The 17,815-nt window shown below is 61.5% G+C and carries 20 protein-coding genes; 18 read left to right on the forward strand and 2 right to left on the reverse strand.

Annotated elements, in window-relative coordinates:
* Positions 1-2 precede the first annotated feature (2 nt).
* The 11 genes from urtD to AC1DVM_RS02820 all read left to right on the forward strand — a co-directional run bounded on the left by urtD (position 3) and on the right by AC1DVM_RS02820 (position 10,011).
* The gene (gene urtD / locus AC1DVM_RS02770; RefSeq protein WP_477251844.1) at positions 3-755 is read left to right on the forward strand and encodes an urea ABC transporter ATP-binding protein UrtD; all 753 of its coding nucleotides are present in this window, start codon (positions 3-5) and stop codon (positions 753-755) included.
* Positions 756-757: 2 nt separating this feature from the next.
* Complete coding sequence (gene urtE / locus AC1DVM_RS02775) at positions 758-1,453, forward strand: urea ABC transporter ATP-binding subunit UrtE (RefSeq protein ID WP_477251845.1); 696 nt, start codon at positions 758-760, stop codon at positions 1,451-1,453.
* Positions 1,428-2,282 carry an urease accessory protein UreD gene (locus tag AC1DVM_RS02780; RefSeq protein ID WP_477251846.1) on the forward strand — a complete coding sequence of 285 codons (855 nt, stop codon included), beginning with the start codon at positions 1,428-1,430 and terminating at the stop codon, positions 2,280-2,282. The genes urtE and AC1DVM_RS02780 overlap by 26 nt, the downstream gene beginning before the upstream one ends.
* Positions 2,283-2,291: 9 nt before the next feature.
* Complete coding sequence (locus tag AC1DVM_RS02785; RefSeq protein ID WP_477251847.1) at positions 2,292-2,915, forward strand: urease subunit gamma; 624 nt, start codon at positions 2,292-2,294, stop codon at positions 2,913-2,915.
* Positions 2,912-4,639, forward strand: a complete 1,728-nt coding sequence (gene ureC, locus AC1DVM_RS02790; RefSeq protein WP_477251848.1) for an urease subunit alpha — start codon at positions 2,912-2,914, stop codon at positions 4,637-4,639. The genes AC1DVM_RS02785 and ureC overlap by 4 nt, the downstream gene beginning before the upstream one ends.
* Before the next feature lies 1 nt (position 4,640).
* Positions 4,641-5,117: an urease accessory protein UreE gene (locus AC1DVM_RS02795; protein WP_477251849.1), complete on the forward strand. Its 477-nt coding sequence runs from the start codon at positions 4,641-4,643 to the stop codon at positions 5,115-5,117.
* Entirely contained in the window at positions 5,098-5,787 is a 690-nt protein-coding gene (locus AC1DVM_RS02800; protein WP_477251851.1) for an urease accessory protein UreF, read from the forward strand. Before AC1DVM_RS02795 ends, AC1DVM_RS02800 begins: the two co-directional genes overlap by 20 nt.
* A complete protein-coding gene (ureG, locus tag AC1DVM_RS02805; RefSeq protein WP_477251853.1) occupies positions 5,784-6,413 on the forward strand; it encodes an urease accessory protein UreG in 630 nt (209 codons plus the stop codon). The genes AC1DVM_RS02800 and ureG overlap by 4 nt, the downstream gene beginning before the upstream one ends.
* A gap of 4 nt (positions 6,414-6,417) precedes the next feature.
* A complete protein-coding gene (locus AC1DVM_RS02810) occupies positions 6,418-7,047 on the forward strand; it encodes a HupE/UreJ family protein (RefSeq protein ID WP_477251855.1) in 630 nt (209 codons plus the stop codon).
* A gap of 210 nt (positions 7,048-7,257) precedes the next feature.
* Positions 7,258-8,292: an extracellular solute-binding protein gene (locus AC1DVM_RS02815; RefSeq protein ID WP_477251857.1), complete on the forward strand. Its 1,035-nt coding sequence runs from the start codon at positions 7,258-7,260 to the stop codon at positions 8,290-8,292.
* A 156-nt stretch (positions 8,293-8,448) separates the two neighbouring features.
* Entirely contained in the window at positions 8,449-10,011 is a 1,563-nt protein-coding gene (locus AC1DVM_RS02820; RefSeq protein WP_477251906.1) for an ABC transporter permease, read from the forward strand.
* Between the two features lie 18 nt (positions 10,012-10,029).
* Here the strand turns inward: AC1DVM_RS02820 and AC1DVM_RS02825 are convergent, their stop codons facing one another.
* Positions 10,030-10,746 carry a DUF1028 domain-containing protein gene (locus tag AC1DVM_RS02825; RefSeq protein WP_477251859.1) on the reverse strand — a complete coding sequence of 239 codons (717 nt, stop codon included), beginning with the start codon at positions 10,744-10,746 and terminating at the stop codon, positions 10,030-10,032.
* Between the two features lie 432 nt (positions 10,747-11,178).
* Between AC1DVM_RS02825 and minC the strand changes: the two genes are divergently transcribed.
* The 4 genes from minC to AC1DVM_RS02845 all read left to right on the forward strand — a co-directional run bounded on the left by minC (position 11,179) and on the right by AC1DVM_RS02845 (position 13,486).
* Complete coding sequence (gene minC, locus AC1DVM_RS02830) at positions 11,179-11,826, forward strand: septum site-determining protein MinC (protein WP_477251861.1); 648 nt, start codon at positions 11,179-11,181, stop codon at positions 11,824-11,826.
* Positions 11,827-11,848: 22 nt separating this feature from the next.
* Positions 11,849-12,664 carry a septum site-determining protein MinD gene (minD, locus tag AC1DVM_RS02835; protein WP_477251862.1) on the forward strand — a complete coding sequence of 272 codons (816 nt, stop codon included), beginning with the start codon at positions 11,849-11,851 and terminating at the stop codon, positions 12,662-12,664.
* Entirely contained in the window at positions 12,661-12,936 is a 276-nt protein-coding gene (gene minE, locus AC1DVM_RS02840) for a cell division topological specificity factor MinE (RefSeq protein ID WP_477251864.1), read from the forward strand. The genes minD and minE overlap by 4 nt, the downstream gene beginning before the upstream one ends.
* A gap of 202 nt (positions 12,937-13,138) precedes the next feature.
* Complete coding sequence (locus AC1DVM_RS02845) at positions 13,139-13,486, forward strand: DNA-directed RNA polymerase subunit alpha C-terminal domain-containing protein (RefSeq protein ID WP_477251866.1); 348 nt, start codon at positions 13,139-13,141, stop codon at positions 13,484-13,486.
* A 36-nt stretch (positions 13,487-13,522) separates the two neighbouring features.
* Here the strand turns inward: AC1DVM_RS02845 and AC1DVM_RS02850 are convergent, their stop codons facing one another.
* A complete protein-coding gene (locus AC1DVM_RS02850) occupies positions 13,523-14,323 on the reverse strand; it encodes a DUF1194 domain-containing protein (RefSeq protein WP_477251868.1) in 801 nt (266 codons plus the stop codon).
* Between the two features lie 203 nt (positions 14,324-14,526).
* Between AC1DVM_RS02850 and AC1DVM_RS02855 the strand changes: the two genes are divergently transcribed.
* From AC1DVM_RS02855 to AC1DVM_RS02865, 3 genes are read left to right on the forward strand one after another with little or no spacing between them, the layout of a single operon-like run.
* Entirely contained in the window at positions 14,527-15,705 is a 1,179-nt protein-coding gene (locus AC1DVM_RS02855; RefSeq protein ID WP_477251907.1) for an ABC transporter substrate-binding protein, read from the forward strand.
* Positions 15,706-16,743, forward strand: a complete 1,038-nt coding sequence (locus AC1DVM_RS02860; RefSeq protein WP_477251870.1) for a Gfo/Idh/MocA family protein — start codon at positions 15,706-15,708, stop codon at positions 16,741-16,743.
* On the forward strand, positions 16,740-17,744 hold the full coding sequence (locus tag AC1DVM_RS02865; protein WP_477251872.1) for a Gfo/Idh/MocA family protein: 1,005 nt from the start codon (positions 16,740-16,742) through the stop codon (positions 17,742-17,744). The genes AC1DVM_RS02860 and AC1DVM_RS02865 overlap by 4 nt, the downstream gene beginning before the upstream one ends.
* Positions 17,745-17,815 lie beyond the last annotated feature (71 nt).

Genomic DNA, 17,815 nt, shown 5'->3' on the forward strand with positions numbered 1-17,815 from the left:
TCATGGCCGCACCGACAACTCCCACGCTGCTCTACCTCGACAATGTCACGGTCTCGTTTGACGGCTTCCGCGCATTGAATGCCCTGTCTCTCGCCATCGATCATCGGGAGATGCGCGCCATCATCGGCCCGAATGGCGCCGGCAAGACCACGATGATGGATGTCATTACCGGCAAGACCAGGCCCGACGATGGCCAAGCGGTCTTCGACGGGTCGCATGACCTGACGCGCCTCGATGAGGCGACAATCGCCGAGCTGGGAATCGGCCGCAAATTTCAGACGCCGACGGTCTTCGAACATCACAGCGTCGAGGATAACATCCTCCTGGCGCTGAAGTCGGATCGCAGGCCGTTCGCCGCATTGCTGTCGAACCGAAACTCGGCCGAGATCGAGCGGATCGACGCCCTCCTGGATCGCGTACGTCTCAGCGCCCACCGTCGGCGCCCGGCAGCCGAGCTGTCACATGGCCAGAAGCAGTGGCTCGAGATTGGAATGCTGTTGGCCCAGGAGCCAAAGCTCTTGCTGGTGGACGAGCCCGCTGCCGGCATGACCGACCAGGAAACGGCCGATACCGCCGATCTGTTGCGGGAAATCGCCGAGACCCGAGCGGTTGTCGTGGTTGAGCACGACATGACCTTCGTTCGGGATCTCGGCGTGAAGGTGACCTGCCTGCACGAGGGATCGGTCCTGGCTGAAGGGCCGCTCGACGTGGTCAGCGCGAACGAGCGCGTTATCGAAGTCTATCTGGGACGATGAGCATGCTGACGATTGATAATCTTTCGCTAAGATATGGCGCTTCCCAGGCTCTGCGAAACGTGTCGCTTTCGGCCCCGATGGGAGAAGTCACATGCGTTCTGGGGCGAAATGGCGTGGGCAAGACGTCGCTCTTGCGGGCCGTGTCGGGACAGAAGCCTATTTCGGCGGGAACCATCAGAGTTGACGGTCATGACATTTCGAGACTTCGGACGTTCGAACGCGCAGCCATGGGAATTGCCTACGTGCCTCAGGGCCGCGAGATCTTTCCGTTCTTGACCGTCAAGGAGAATCTGGAGACCGCCTTCGCGCCCGTGAGACACGCTTCTCATACAATTCCCGACGAGGTCTTCGAGCTCTTCCCGATCCTCGCTTCCATGCTTGGCCGCCGGGGAGGCGACCTGTCGGGCGGCCAACAGCAGCAGCTCGCAATCGGCAGAGCCCTCGTCATGCGGCCTCGTGTCCTGCTGCTCGACGAGCCGACAGAAGGGATCCAGCCGTCCATCATCAAGGATATCGGGCGCGCGATTGCCTTCCTGCGGGCGCGCGGCAACATGGCGATCCTGCTCGTGGAGCAGTACTTTGACTTTGCGCGCGAGTTGGCCGACCGTTTCGTCATCATGGAGCGCGGCGCCATTGTTCATCAGGGCGATCGGGCGGCTCTCGCGGGGAACGATGTTCGTCAACGTCTTGCCATCTGACGATCTGCCTGTCGTTCGCGCTGCCTCGCGCCAGCGGGCTTTTGGAAAGGTCGCGTTCTCTGCGGAAAAGATCGACGGTCTCACGCGGCCCCTCCGCATCGCCGAAAGCGGTTCCCTGCGCATCCGCCTCCCTCGCCGCAGAGATCGCCAGATCGAAGCGGTTCTGGTCAACACCGCCGGAGGGATCGCCTGCGGTGACAGGTTCGAAGTCGATATCGCTGCGAGCGCGGGGGCCTTCGTCACCGCAGCCACACCCGCGGCTGAGAAGGTCTACCGATCCGATGGTCCCGTCGCCACGATGAGCGTCAAGCTCGAAGTGGGAGAGAATGCGCGGATCGATTGGCTGCCTCAGGAAACCATTCTGTTCGATCGGGCACGCCTTGATCGAAGCCTGGAGGCAAACATGGCAGAGAATGCGAGCCTCAGCATGTTCGAGGCTGTCGTATTCGGCCGCGCAGCCCGGCAGGAGAACGTCACAGAGGGTTATTTCTCGGATCGATGGCGCATCCGGCGTGGCGGCAAGCTTGTCTACGCCGACAATTTCAAGCTTGACGGCCCCATCGACGCGCTCTTGCGGAAGCGTTCCGTCGCAAACGGCCACCGTGCCATTGCGACCTTCGTCCATGTGGCGCCCGACGCAGTTTCGCGCCTCGAGGCCGCGCGCGCGTTGCTTGAGCACGCCTTCGATTGCGAGATGGCTGCCAGTGCGTGGAACGGTCTCTTGGCAGTCCGGTTCTGTGCCGTCACAATCGACGCGCTCCGCAGGGCCGCGAGCCCCTTTCTCATCGGCTTTCGTGGCGCCCCTCTGCCGCGTGTCTGGTTAAGCTGAGGACGGATCATGAATCTGACACCGCGTGAAAAAGACAAGCTTCTTGTGGCGATGGCAGCCTTGGTGGCGCGTCGGCGTCTCGAGCGAGGGGTGAAACTCAATCACCCAGAAGCGATCGCCCTGATTACCGACACGGTGGTGGAGGGCGCCCGCGATGGACGGACGGTGGCCGACCTCATGGAGGCCGGTGCGCACGTGATCGCCGCCCATCAGGTGATGGAGGGCGTCGCCGAGATGATCCACGACATCCAGGTCGAAGCGACATTTCCCGATGGAACGAAGCTCGTCACGGTTCATCATCCCATTCGCGGCGCTGCCGCCGCTCGTGCACCCGGCGAGGTCATGACGCCCGAGGGCGAGATCATTTTCAACGAGGGCGCCGAGCGCGTCATGATGGTCGTGGCGAATACGGGCGATCGACCTATCCAGGTCGGGAGTCACTACCACTTCTTCGAGACCAATCCGGCCTTGTCGTTCGACAGGGATTCTGCGCGCGGGATGCGGCTCGACATAGCGCCCGGCACGGCAATCCGTTTCGAACCGGGAGCGACCCGTGAAGTCGCGCTTGTGCCGTTTTCGGGCCGGCGCGAGGTGCATGGCTTTCGTGGTGATGTCATGGGAAGCCTGTCATGAGCAACACGCGGAAACCTGCCTCGCTCGCGCGCGATGCCTATGCGCACATGTTCGGACCCACGAAAGGCGATCGCATACGCCTCGCCGACACGGCACTCTACATCGAAGTGGAGAGAGACCTCACCACCTATGGCGAGGAGGTGAAGTTTGGCGGCGGCAAGGTGATCCGCGATGGAATGGGGCAGAGCCAGGCGACGCGACGCGCCGGCGCGGTCGACACGGTCATCACGAACGCGGTCATTCTGGACCATTGGGGGATTGTCAAAGCCGATATCGGATTGCGCGACGGGCGCATTGCGAAGATCGGCAAAGCCGGAAATCCGGACGTGCAGCCCAATGTCGATATCGTCATCGGCCCGGGCACCGAAATCATCGCGGCCGAGGGAAAGATCGTTACAGCCGGCGGGTTCGATTCTCACATTCATTTCATCTGCCCGCAGCAGATCGACGAAGCGCTGATGTCGGGCATCACGACGATGCTGGGTGGCGGCACCGGTCCCGCAACCGGGACTTTCGCCACCACATGTACGCCCGGTCCGTGGCACCTCGCACGCATGATCGAAGCCGCCGATGCGTTTCCGATGAATCTCGCCTTCACGGGAAAGGGCAATGCCTCGAAACCAGGGGCGCTGGAGGAGATGATTCTTGGCGGCGCATGTGCGCTGAAGCTTCACGAAGATTGGGGAACGACACCCGCCGCCATCGATTGCTGCCTATCCGTTGCCGATGCCTTCGACGTTCAGGTGATGATCCACACCGACACGTTGAATGAGTCCGGATTTGTCGAGGATACGATCGCGGCCTTCAAAGGCCGCACGATCCACGCTTTTCACACGGAAGGCGCCGGCGGCGGACATGCGCCAGACATTATCAAAGTCGCGGGATTGCCGAACGTGCTTCCTTCGTCCACCAACCCGACCCGCCCCTATACGATCAACACCATCGACGAACATCTCGACATGCTGATGGTGTGCCATCATCTCGATCCCAGCATTCCTGAGGATCTGGCTTTTGCCGAAAGCCGCATCCGAAAAGAGACGATCGCGGCCGAGGACATTCTGCACGACCTCGGAGCGCTCTCGATGATGTCGTCAGACAGCCAAGCCATGGGCCGCGTCGGCGAGGTGATCATCCGCACGTGGCAGACAGCGCACAAGATGAAGATGCAGCGGGGCGCGCTGCCGGGGGATAGCAGCGGCAACGACAATCTGCGTGCGCGGCGCTACATCGCCAAATACACCATCAACCCGGCCATAGCACACGGCGTCTCGAAACATGTGGGATCGGTCGAGGCCGGGAAACTCGCGGATCTCGTGATCTGGACGCCGGCTTTCTTCGGCGTGAAGCCTGATCTGATTGTCAAGGGCGGGGCGATCGCAGCCGCCGCGATGGGCGATCCCAATGCCTCGATCCCGACACCGCAGCCGGTGCACTACCGCCCCATGTTCGGGGCGTTCGGGCGAGCCGTGACGACCACATCGCTCACCTTTGTATCCAAGGCGTCGATCGAGGCTGGGCTCGGCGAACGCCTCGGAGTCAGCAAGCAGCTCGTGGCTGTCGAGAACGTCCGAGGCGGTATCGGCAAGAAGGATATGATCCTGAACGACGCCACTCCGTTCATCGAAGTCGATCCCGAAACCTATGACGTCCACGCGGATGGCGAGTTGCTGGTTTGTGAGCCGGCAGCCATTCTGCCCATGGCGCAACGCTACTTCCTGTTCTGACATGATCCGCGCGTCCCAAATCATCCGCCGCGAGCACGTCTCTTCGGACCGCGTCGTCGACGTGATTACGCTCGATCACGGCGATCGGCATCGGAGGCGCGTCGCTCTGCGCGCAGATGGAGGCACTGATTTCTTGCTCGATCTCGAGAAGGCGAATGTACTCTGTGACGGGGACGCGATTGAACTCGAGACGGGATGGCTCGTGGAGGTGCGCGCGGCTGTCGAGCGTCTCGTGGAAATCCGGGCGTCGACAGGCCTTGATCTGCTCACGCTCGCCTGGCACATCGGCAACCGCCACGTGCCGGCCGAGATCACGGCGGACGCGCTCTACATTCTGTACGATCACGTACTGGTGGACATGCTGAATGCGCAAGGTGCTTCCACGACGATCGTCGAGCGCCCGTTCAGCCCCGCCAGAGGCGCTTATCACCATCACGGCACGCACGGGGCCATGCATCATGGCCATTCTCATGGTTGAGGAACGAGAAGCGTCGCTCCTTCCACTTTTTGCCTGGCTGTCGCCCGCCTACCCGGTCGGCTCCTATGCCTATTCCCATGGGCTCGAATGGGCAGTCGAAGCCGGGGACGTGTCGGATGAGGCATCCCTCGTCGTGTGGCTGCGGGACCTTCTGCATCTGGGGATAGGCGCGAGTGACGCCATCCTGCTTTCCCATGCTTACCAAGCCATCGAGGCGCAGGACATCGCGGCCTTCGACAGCGTGAACGCGCTCGCGCTGGCGCTCGCTCCTTCGGCCGAGTTCTATCTTGAAACGTCCCAGCAAGGCCGAAGTTTTTTGGACGCGACGCAATCCGCGTGGCCGGCACGGCATTTGCCGCACGTTGAAGGTGTCATTGCCTATCCGATCGCGGTCGGAGCCGCCGCAGCAGCCCACGGGATTGCGCTGGCGCTGACGCTCGACGCGTTTCTGTTTGCATTCGTCCAGAACATGGTCTCAGCCGCGATCCGGCTCGCGCCGATCGGCCAAACGTCGGGCACCAGGGTCTGCGCGGCCTTGCGGAGCGACGTTGGCGGCGTGGCGCGCATATCGGAAGCGGCCGCGCTTGATGACATCTCCGCCGCAACCTTTCGTTCCGATCTCGGCTCCTTCCATCACGAAACCCAGTATACGAGGATATTTCGGTCATGACCTCTTCGACTGGACCTCTTCGCGTCGGTATCGGCGGACCCGTAGGCTCCGGCAAGACCGCGCTCATGGAGACGCTCTGCGGAGCGTTTCGAACACGCTACGATATTTGCGCCATCACAAACGACATCTACACCAAAGAGGATGCGCGCCTCTTGACGGTGGCCGGCGCGCTTCCCGAAGAGCGCATCATGGGTGTGGAGACGGGTGGTTGCCCGCACACCGCGATCCGCGAAGATGCGTCGATCAACCTGGCGGCGATCGCCACGATGCGAAGTCGGTTTCCCGATCTTGATATAGTGCTGGTGGAATCGGGAGGCGACAACCTGTCGGCAACATTCTCTCCCGAACTCGCGGATCTCACGATCTACGTCATCGATGTCGCCGGAGGTGAGAAGATCCCGCGGAAAGGCGGACCCGGAATCACCCGTTCGGATCTTCTCGTCGTCAACAAGATCGATCTTGCGCCTTATGTGGGGGCCGACCTGGCGGTGATGGAAGACGATACCAAGCGGATGCGTGGCCATCGCCCTTACGTCTTCGGCTCGATCCGTCATGGCGTCGGCGTGGACCTGATCGCGCAGTTCATCGAGCAGGCGGGCGGCCTCTCTCAATCAAAGGTGAGATAACAGTATGATTTTTCATCGCAGCATTCCGGCGCTTGTCGGTGCGTTCGTCTCCGGCCCCGCGCTGGCTCATGCTGGCGACGGTTCGCCATCCGCCTTCGCGGCGGGTTTCCTTCACCCCTTCGGTGGAATCGACCATCTCCTGGTGATGATGGCTGTCGGATTATTGGCGACGCTGCTTGGCGGTCGCGCTCGATGGGCGCTGCCGGCTTCGTTCCTCGCCATGATGCTGGCGGGCGGCGTTCTGGGGCTATCGGGAATCGATCTCCCCGGCGCGGAGTTCGGTATCACCCTCTCGGTGATCGTCCTCGGGCTCCTTGTCCTGTGCGAGGGACGGTTATCCGGAAGAACCCTGCCGGTCGGCGCAGTCATCGGTTTGGTGGGCGCCTTCGCGATCTTTCACGGCTATACGCATGGTGCCGAAATGCCGATGCCGGGCGGGGCCGTCGCTTACTCGCTGGGGTTCCTGATCGCCACAGGAGTGTTGCATGGCGCCGGAATCGTGGCGGGATCGATCGCCGCCTCGTCTCCGGTAAGCAGGTTCGTAGGAGCAACCGTGGCGTTCGCGGGCCTTGCGTCGACGTTAACGTGTGCAATACTAAATAGTATTAATGTTAAATCGACAAATAGTTGGTAGTGCAGCCGGCAAAGTAAAAAAGTATATTCCAATGAATATCTAGTTTATAACAATTCTAATCTCTGTTTGTAGCCGTTCTAATTCCGGTAACATCTTTGCTCTTCCTGCGGATTTTGCGGGGGCGGGGATTGCGAACGTTTGAGCGATGGTGCAGTAGCGCTCGGGTCGGCAACGGAGCCGGCTGCTCAAGAGTTCGACGGAGATTGACCGATGAAGCCGACCATCTCGCTGCGCCGCGGCATCCATATCGCTATGCTTGCCGGTGCGCTGGCATTGCCGTCCGGAGTGGCTTTCGCGCAGGAGATCAATCTCTACACGACACGGGAGCCCGGCCTCATCAAGACACTGATCGAATCCTTCGCGAAGGCGAAGGGCGTGAAGGTCAACACGATTTTCGTGAAGGACGGATTGGCCGAGCGTGTCGAAGCCGAGGGCGACAAGTCGCCGGCGGACGTGCTCATGACGGTCGATATCGGAAACTTGATCGACCTGGTCGACAAGAAGCTGACGCAGCCGGTGAAGTCGCCAACCCTCGACGCTGCGATTCCGGCCAATCTTCGCGGCTCCAGCGGCGAATGGTTCTCGCTCTCCATGCGCGCCCGGGTTCTTTATGCGGCGAAGGATCTGGACCTGTCGAGCTTCACATACGAGAACCTGGCCGATCCGAAGTGGAAAGGCAAAGTCTGCATAAGGTCTGGTCAGCACCCTTATAACACGGCGATGATCGCCGCTTATATTGCCCATCACGGCGCGGAGAAAACCGAGGAATGGCTGAAGGGACTGAAGGCGAACCTTGCCCGCAAGGCTGGCGGTGGCGACCGCGAGGTGGCGCGCGACATTCTCGGTGGCATCTGTGAAATCGGCATCGGCAATTCCTACTATGTCGGTCTGATGCGCAGCGGCGCGGGCGGGCCGGACCAGCGGACATGGGGCGAGGCCATCAAGGTTGTGCTCCCGACCTTCGAGGGCGGCGGAACGCAGGTCAACGTGTCGGGTGCGGCGATTGCCAAGAACGCTCCCAACAAGGCAGCGGCGATCAGCTTCCTCGAATATCTGGTGTCGGACGAAGCACAGAAGATTTACGCGGAAGCGAACTACGAGTATCCGGTGAAGGCTGGCGTTGCGGCCGATCCGCTGATTGCGGCCCTGGGTACGCTGAAAGTGGACAACATCAACCTCGTCGAAATCGCCAAGAGCCGCAAAGACGCGAGCGTGCTTGCGGAGAAGGTGGGCTTCGACAACTGACGTGCTTCGAGGGCGGTCCCGGCCGCCCTTTCAGCCTACGTCCGGCAGAGACCGATTGACCCTGTGTACCTCGTGAAGCCCAAGGGGCGCCCGCTCAGGAAACGGCCGTGGCTCATCGCCGCCGTCGCGGTCGGCTGCTTTGTCGTGTCGCCGATCATGGTTCTGGCGTTCCTGGCAGCGCAGGGCTCCGAAGGGCTCTGGACGCATCTCGCCGCCAATGTGCTGCCTGTCGCCCTTCATGACACGCTGATCCTCATGTTGGGAGTAGGCGTTCTCGTCAGCATCATCGGCACCGGCACCGCATGGCTCGTGACCGCGTACGATTTTCCTGCACGCCGCGCCTTGTCCTGGGCGCTGCTGCTTCCACTGTCGGTGCCGACCTACATCATCGCCTACGCATATCTGGACATCCTTCATCCCATCGGGCCGGTGCAGACCGTCTTGCGCATGGCGCTCGGGATTGCCAGTCCGCGGGATTTCCGCCTGCCCGATATACGCTCGATGGCGGGCTGCATCCTGTTGCTGGGATTCGTCCTCTATCCCTATGTGTATCTGACCACGCGCGCGATGTTTCAGACACAGGCCGCCGGCTTGATAGAGGCAGCGCGGGTTCTCGGAACGCGCAAGGCCTCATTATTTTTCCGCGTGGCGCTGCCGCTGGCGCATCCGGCCATCGCCATCGGCGTGAGTCTTGCCCTGATGGAAGCTCTCAACGATATCGGCGCTTCGGAATTTCTGGGCGTCCGAACCCTTTCCGTGTCAATCTATACCAGTTGGGTCACGCGATCGGATCTGCCGGGCGCCGCTCAGATCGCCCTTGTGATGCTCCTGGTCATCGTATCCCTGGTCATGGCCGAAAGATGGGCGCGGCGGCATCGCCGATATGCAGCCTCGTCGAAGCGTCCGCATCCCCTCAAGCGCGTTCCCTTGAAGGGGGGCGTCGCGGCGGCGGCCTTTGTCCTGTGTGCCACGCCCATTCTGGTCGGTTTTGTCGCGCCCRCCCTTTACCTCGTGGCCGAGAGCATCAAGCGCATCCGTTTCGGGGGCATCTCGACCGCCATCATCCGTGAACTGGTCAACACCATTTCGGTGTCCCTCGCGGCGACATTCGCCGTCATCGGACTCGGATTGGTTGTCGCCTACGCGGCCCGGCTGGGTCGCGGCGGGTTTCTTGCGACCGCCGCCGTGCGCCTGGCGTCTCTGGGTTACGCCATTCCCGGAACCGTTCTCGCCATCGGCATCCTTCCGCTGATCACGGGCGTTGACGCAATTCTGGATGACGCGCTGCAATCCGTTGCCGACATGCCGGCGCGCCTCTGGATATTGGGATCGGGCCTGGGCCTCGTGATCGCCTACACGGCACGTTTCCTCGCCATCTCGGTCGGGGGCATCGAGGCCGGGTTCACGCGCGTGTCGTCGTCTCTCGACGACGCGTCGCGCACGCTCGGCAAATCGGCCGGTTCGACCCTCTGGCGGGTTCATCTTCCGCTGATACGGCCTGCTGTGTCGGCCGCAGCCCTGCTGGTATTCGTGGACGTGATGAAGGAGCTTCCCATCACTCTCCTGCTCCRTCCGTTGAACTTTGAGACTCTCGCAACCCACCTTTACGGCGAGGCGGCGCGGGGCACCTATGAGGAGGCCGCGATCGCCGCGTTGGTCATCGTCGCGGCGGGGATCATTCCGGTCATCGTCCTCGGCCGTGCTGACCGCACGAGCTGAAAAGACCCGCCTCGGCCCTCAACGCTTCTCGTCCTCCGCCATGGATTGGGCGATGAGCCGTTCGATCTCAGCGCGGTCGGTGATGCCGGATGGGTTCGCGCGAGACGGCAAGAACTTGCGGTAATGGAGAAAGCGGTCCCGGCTCACCGCTTCGAGGCGGGTCAGTTCCGCCAGCGGGTCCGTATGATCGTCGACACGAATATCCAGCAGCGGATATTCCTCGGAATCGTGAATGAGAATAGCGGCCGATTGCTTTCCCCGCTTGTCGCCACCCGCTGCCTCCCCGGCTCGCAGGGCGGCAAGCAGCCGGCGGGACATCGGCTGGTCGCTTGTGGCCTCGAACACCCGCGCGGTCTCGGCGATGACCTGCTCGCCCGCCAGCATGTTACCCGCCACCGAGAAGGTGTCGCGGATGAGATGTCCGCACCACGGCACGCATTCGGAGCCCGTATAAGCCGCGAAGCTGCCCTTTCCATCGACCAAATGAACCTGTCTCTGCGAGCGTCCGTCATCCGCTACCGTCAACTCGTTCAAGACTTGCGTCGCTGCGATTCCTTTTCGAAGGAGTTCCAGCCCGCGATACCCATAGAATGGATTGACAAATGCCTGGGAGGCGATGGCGCCGACGCCGGTTTCTATGAAGGGCACCCGTGCGCCAACTGCGAACGCGCAGGTCGAAACCGCGATCGCGAGAACGCCCGTCGCTTCGTCACGGGCTACGATGGACCAAGTCATCTGTCTGCCTTCCGATCAGTGTCGGAGCGCATTCGAACCGGTGGGTCGGCGAAATGCAACATCGAAGTCCGAGGCTCCTTCGAGCGCGGCGTCCTGGGTAAAAACGGGCGCGGCCGTGAGCGACTCGGTTGCGAGGGGACGATATTCCTGCTCGGACGATCTCAGGCAGCACGATGCTTGCGCCCGCCCTGATGGCTCGGTCGCATCCGGGGAAAAGCCGGTAAAAGCTGCCTGACCAGGCCAAAAGTTCCGAAGGTCGCCCAGTTTGCACCCGCCGAAGATGCTTATCCGAAAAAACCGTTGCTCACAGCGCCCCTTCTTAACTGTCGGTTAACCATAAAACGACGAGATCAAAGCATAACAGGAATCTGACCGCTCGTGACCATCGCCGTGCGCCCCCGACCCTCCCTTCGCTTCCGTGGAAGATCGTTCATGGCGCTTGTTCTTGCGCCCACGGATCCCCTCGATGCGTGGTTCTCGGACCTCGATGAAGTCGCACGTCGCTCTCCGGGTTTTTTCGGCGGGCGGGCCATCATTGTGGATCTCTCGGCGATCAAACTTTCAAAGGGTGAACTGAAGAAGTTCATGGCCTCCCTTCACGAGAGGGAAATTCGCGTGATGGGGATCGAAGGCGTCGATCCGTCGATGCTTGATGTTGGAATGCCCCCCAGCGTCAATGGTGGACGCGCGGCCGGCGCGGTCGAAGTCCCAAACGTCGCCACCAGCGTCCCTCTGCCGGCTGTCGCGCCAGCAAAGACACTTCTCGTCGAAACGTCGGTCCGCTCCGGCCAATCCATTCTCCATGCCGACGGCGATGTGACGATCCTTGGCTCGGTCGCATCCGGCGCGGAGGTCGTTGCAGGTGGTTCGATCCATATCTACGGAGCGCTGAGAGGGCGAGCGATCGCCGGCTGTACCGGTGATGCGCGCGCGAGAATTTTTTGTAGCAAGTTCGAGGCCGAGCTCATCAGCATCGATGGGCTCTACAAAACCGCTGACGATCTTGGCCCCGCGTTCCGGGGCCTTGCCGTCCAGGTCAACCTGGATGGCGATTCAATAATCCTGAAAACTTTCGACTGATTTAAACAGAAAGAGGGACATTATGGCCAAAGTCTTGGTCGTGACATCTGGAAAAGGCGGGGTTGGCAAGACCACCTCGACGGCGGCGCTCGGGGCCGCGCTCGCGCGGACCGGCGACAAGGTCGTGGTGGTCGATTTCGACGTCGGCCTTCGCAACCTCGACCTCGTCATGGGGGCCGAGCGACGCGTCGTTTTTGATCTCATCAACGTCGTGCAGGGAGACGCGAAACTCGCGCAGGCGCTCATCCGCGACAAGCGCCTGGAAAATCTCTCGATCCTGCCGGCATCCCAGACCCGGGACAAGGATGCCCTGACCGATGAGGGCGTTGCCCGCGTGCTGGCGGAGCTCCGCGAGAAGTTCGACTGGGTGATTTGCGACAGCCCGGCAGGCATCGAACGCGGTGCAACACTTGCCATGCGTCACGCCGACCTTGCCGTCGTCGTCACGAACCCCGAGGTTTCGTCGGTTCGCGATTCCGACCGCATCATCGGATTGCTGGATTCGAAAACCGAAAGGGCTGAGCGCGGAGAGCGGATGGAGAAGCATTTGCTCCTCACACGCTACGATCCCAGCCGCGCCGAGCGCGGCGAGATGCTCAAGACCGACGACATTCTCGAGATCCTCTCGATTCCGCTCCTCGGCATCATTCCCGAAAGCGAAGAGGTCCTGCGCGCGTCCAACGTCGGCACGCCCGTCACCTTGAACAATCCCGATAGCGCGCCCGGACGCGCCTATTTCGACGCCGCCCGCAGACTTAAGGGCGAAATCGTCGAGATGAGCATCCCCAGCGATCGGAAGAGCTTGCTGGGCAAGATTTTCGGAAGGAGGGCCGCATGAATCTCCTGAACTTCTTCAACCGCCGGAGCTCGGCTCCCGTCGCGCGCGAGCGCCTTCAGATTCTCCTGGCCCACGAACGCGGAATGGTGGGCGGCGAAAGCGATCTCGTCTCGCTCCTGCGAGAAGAAATCGTCGCCCTCGTTCGCCGGCATGTCAGCGTCGAGCGCGACAGCATCCAGGTCAAGATGAATCGAGGCGGCGACGTGTCGACGCTGGAAATCGAAGTCGAGATCCCCTCGGCGACGCCAGAGCCGATCGCCGCCCGCGCCTGACATGAGAACCAAACCCATCTCGCACCCGTTATAGGGTGCGAGACGGGCTTCGCGATCAGCGATCACAATGTAGGATCGTAAGGAAGAGCGCCGACTTCATGTCTTTCGAAGGGTGAGCCGCTCTTGCGGGTTACGCCTTCCTCGCCGTCGACAATTTGCCGTGGCTGCCTCATGAAAAGAGTCCTTGTGAGTATGCGCAGCCATGGACTTTGATTATCCCGATATGCCTTTTCCGATCGACAGGTGCTCGAAGCGGGTCGCCAACGCGCTGCTTCGGGAATTCGACGGACGCGTCCCCACTCTGGCGGAGGTCATGGCGTACCGCGACAACGATTGGCTTGGAACGCCCGGTTTTGGCCGCAAGGCGCTGGACGAGATCAAGGAAATCAAAACGACTCTCGATCCGTCTCCGACGATTGTGTATCGCCCGAAGATTTCCGACGCGGAACTTCTCACCTACCTCAACGGGCTGCTGCAGGACATGGAAGCGATCATCGGCAAGATCAGCCAGCGCAACAGCAATACTTCGGGAAATCAAGGCGGGGTCTAGCGCCGCCAATCTCCGCACCACGGAGTGGCGTGGTGTTCAGTTTCGCCACTGATCCCAGCCCGCATTGCCCCGTGTCGCGCACGAAACGGAACTCTGCGCCTGCGCATGCTGAATCAGAGGCTGCGGTGTCAAACCAGCGATCTCCCGAACGATCTTGGTTCTGATGGCATCGGGAAATTGCGCCCGTTCTCGCACCGGGACGATGAAAGCGCCGCGGCCGCCAATGACGCAATCACGATAATAGAGATCAAGATTTTCCATGTCGCCAAAGCCCGACGGGCGCTTGAGCATGATCGGAAGACCGTTGATCGTTACATCCCGAGCGACCGCTTCGTCGCGGGCGAGCGTCACGGCTCGGCCGCTGCTGTTCGGGCCATCGCCGGAGATGTCGATCACCTTACGGATCGGTTCGACCTCAACCTCTCCGAGCAGCCGCAGGCCGAAGTCGATCGCGCCGGAAATGGAGGTCCGGCGCATGCGTCCCAGCGAGCCTCCGGCAAGCCTGTCGGCGAATTGGTTGGCGCTCCCGGCGTCGTCGATCACGGTCCAGGGGACCACGACGTTCTGTTCGGATTCTCCCGACCATTCGACATACGTGATGACGATTCGACCGATGGTGCCAGACCGGATCGCGTTATGAACCAGCGGGGACCGAAGAGCCTCCACAAATCCCTGTCGTTGCAGTTCCTGCTCTTCCGGGTCCATGGAACGCGACACGTCCACCGCGAGAACGAGCGCGAGGTCGACTTCCGGCCGCTCGACCGCCGACAGCGCGGCGGGCGAGACTGCCAACGCCGCGGCGAACCCGACTGATATCCGGCACTTCCGTCCGATCATCGACCACCTTGCTGTCTCGGCCAAGAATGAGGGCTCAGAAGACATCAAGCAAGTCACTTGCCCTCTCCGGCGAAACGACGACTGATCAAAACAAAACGCTTTGCCCTCCCACACTAGACGACTAGCATACCAGTCAAGAACGCTGCATCCCAGGCCATGCCGGCCGAAGTGCAAGAATGTTTCAGGGAGAGGGACGAATGACGATCAAGATGACACGTCGTGAACTCATGGGAAGCGCCTCCGGAGCTCTGGCGTTATACAGTACCGGCGCACTCGGACAGGCGGCAAAACTACCCGCCAATCCCGTTGCGCTCAACATCATCGACGTTGCGGGCAATCTCCAACTGACCCAGGCCTCCATCGAGCGCTTTGCGCGGGAGAATCCGAAAATCGTGTCCCGCGTCTCGTTTTCGCGTGCGCCCTCGCCCGAACTTCCCTCGAAACTGAAGGCTCAACAGCAGGCAGACAAAGTCGACATAGACCTCGTTCTCACGGGGCCGGGCGCTCTGTCGGACGGCATTCAACAGGGTTTGTGGATCGACGTGGTCAAGGACCACGCGGCGGGGCTGCCGAAACTCGAGGACGTTTATCATGAGCAAGCGCTCATGATGCAGAAGAACTTCGGTCAGGATCAGGGCGTCGCCGTCGTCTATTCGCCCTCCGGACCTTTGTTCGAATATGCGCCCGACCGGGTAAAGACCGTGCCGAAAACCGCCGCCGAATTGTTGGCTTGGGTGAAAGCCAATCCGAAGCGTTTCACGTATGCGCGCCCGGTGAATTCGGGGCCCGGCTGGACCTTCCTGATGGGCATTCCCTACATCCTCGGCGACAAGGACCCGAAGGACCCCCTCAACGGCTGGGACAAGACCTGGGCTTATCTGAAAGAGCTTGGAACCGGCATCGATTACTATCCGGCCGGCACCGGCGCGACCATGAAGGAACTCGGCGAAGGAACGCGGGACATCATCGTCACCACCTGCGGATGGGACATCAACCCGCGCGCGCTCGGAATCGTCCCGAAGGAAGCCGGCGTTTTCGCGCTCGAAGGGACGCATTGGGTGCCGGATACGCAATTCATGTGTATTCCCAAAGGTGTCTCGCAGGAGAAGATCGGCGCCGTGCTGGCGCTCATGTCCTACATGCTGAAGCCCGAACAGCAGGCGGCCACCTACGACAAGGGATATTTCTATCCCGGTCCCGCGGTGAAGGGCGTGACACTTGCAATGGCGCCCGAGGAAAGCCAGGCGGTCATCAAGGAATTCGGCCGACCGACCTATGACGAGTTGATCGCCAAATTGCCCACCGTCGTTCCGTTGACGCCCGAAAAACTGGTTGCGGCTTTCAGGCGTTGGGACCAGGAGATCGGCAGCGCGGCGAAGTAGATGCGCTTCGCCGTCATCGGCCTCGATCATCGCCATGTCTACCACATGGTCGATGGTCTTCTGGCAGCCGGCGCAATCTGCGCCGGCTATGATCCCGCCACGAGCGACCCTCGGGTTCTCGCAGGATTGGAAGAACGCTTTCCCCAACTGCCTAAAACGAACGATCCGCGTCGTTTTCTTGAGGATCCGACGATCGACGTGATCGTCTGCGCTGCCATTCCCCGCGATCGGGCGACTATAGCGATCAACGCCATGTCTCATGGCAAGGACGTGATGGTCGACAAGCCGGGCGTCACCTCGTTCGATCAACTGGCGGCTGTCGAGCAGGCGGTGGGCCAAACGGGGCGCATCTTCTCGATCTGTTTCTCCGAGCGTTTCGTGGTGCCCGCGACCATCGTGGCGGAAAAACTCGTCGCAGACGGCGCGATCGGCCGTGTCATTCATACGACGGGGCTGGGGCCACATCGGCTGAACCGTGCCATTCGACCAAACTGGTTTTTCGACACCGACGCGTCTGGCGGCATTCTGACGGATATCGCCTCCCACCAGATCGACCAGTTCCTTCATTTTACGGGCTCTACCCGAGCCGAGATCGTCGCATCGTCAATCGGCCATTTCGGCGACGATTCCGCGCCGGACTTTCAGGATTTCGGCGACATCCTCTTGAGAAGCGAAACGGCGAGCGGCTATGTGCGCGTCGATTGGTTCACGGCGGACGGCTTGTCAACCTGGGGCGATGGACGCCTCACAATCCTCGGCACGGAAGGCACCATCGAGCTGCGGAAATATGTCGATCTGGCGGGTCGCAACGGCACGGATCACGTCTTTCTGGTCGATCGCGCCGGCACCCGATACATCCATGCGCAGGATCAGCCGCTGATTTATTTCGACCGCTTCGTCGCGGATGTCCGCCACCGGACCCAAACCGCCATGAGTCAGCAACACGTCTTCACGGTCTGCCGGCTCTCGCTCCAGGCGCAGGCTCGCGCGGTGATGCTGCCTCTTCCTCACGCCACGCAACAGCGGGAGCATTCATGACACGCAAGATCGGTGTTGCGATCGTGGGCCTGGGCCCTGCCTCGCAACCACATTCCAAGAGCCTCACCGACCTTTCCGATCGCGTTGACGTGCGCTGGGCGGTGAGTCGATCGGCGGAACGGACAAAGGCCTATTCGGGCCAGTTTCCCTTCCCTACGACAAACGATATGGACGCTGCCATCAGCGACCCGACGGTCGAGGCGGTGATCGTGCTCACGCCGCCCAGCAGTCATCTGGAGGTAGCCGAGAAATGCCTCGCAGCCGGAAAACACGTGCTGGTCGAGAAGCCGCTGGAGCTCACATTGGCCCGTGCGGAGAGACTGGTCGCCATCGCCAATGCGTCCGGATTGCGCTTGGGTGTGGTGCTGCAGCACCGTTTCCGACCCTCGAGCATTCGGCTCAAACGCGCACTTGAGCTTGGAGAACTCGGCAGCGTGGAGGCCGGGTTTTTGACGGTGCCGTGGTGGCGGCCGCAAAGCTATTACGACGAGTCGGGACGCGGCACGCTCGGGCGGGATGGCGGCGGTGTCCTGCTGACCCAGGCAATCCATTCGCTGGACCTCTTCCGCTCCTTGGTGGGCGTGGCGGAGGTGATCTGCTCGGATGTCCGCACCACCAACCTCCACCGGATGGAGACCGAGGACCTCGTGACAGCGATCCTGAGGTTGAGTAATGGCGCCGTCGGAACCCTGATGGCGACCACGGCCGCGTATCCGGGCTATCCCGAACGAATTGAAATCATCGGCACCAAAGGGTTCGCGTCGCTGATCGGCGGGACGTTACGACTGTCCTTCCTGAGCGGCGAGGAGGAAAGCGTCGAGGCGGAGGGAAGAACCGGGAGCGGGGCCAACATCATGGATTTCCCGCACGATGCTCACCGCGCCGTCATTGCGGATTTTCTCGACGCGATAGCGGAAAACCGACAGCCGCTCGTCTCGGGTGACGAGGCGCTCGCCAGCCAACGCCTCGTAGGGGATATCCTGTCCGCCGGCAAGCGCTGAGCGGCGTCCGGCTCCGGTGCCAAAGGCCGGATGGGCAGCTCCCGCATGCGCTGGTTGGAAAATTCTAACGC

The sequence above is a fragment of the Microvirga sp. P4_A5 genome, from assembly GCF_056402495.1.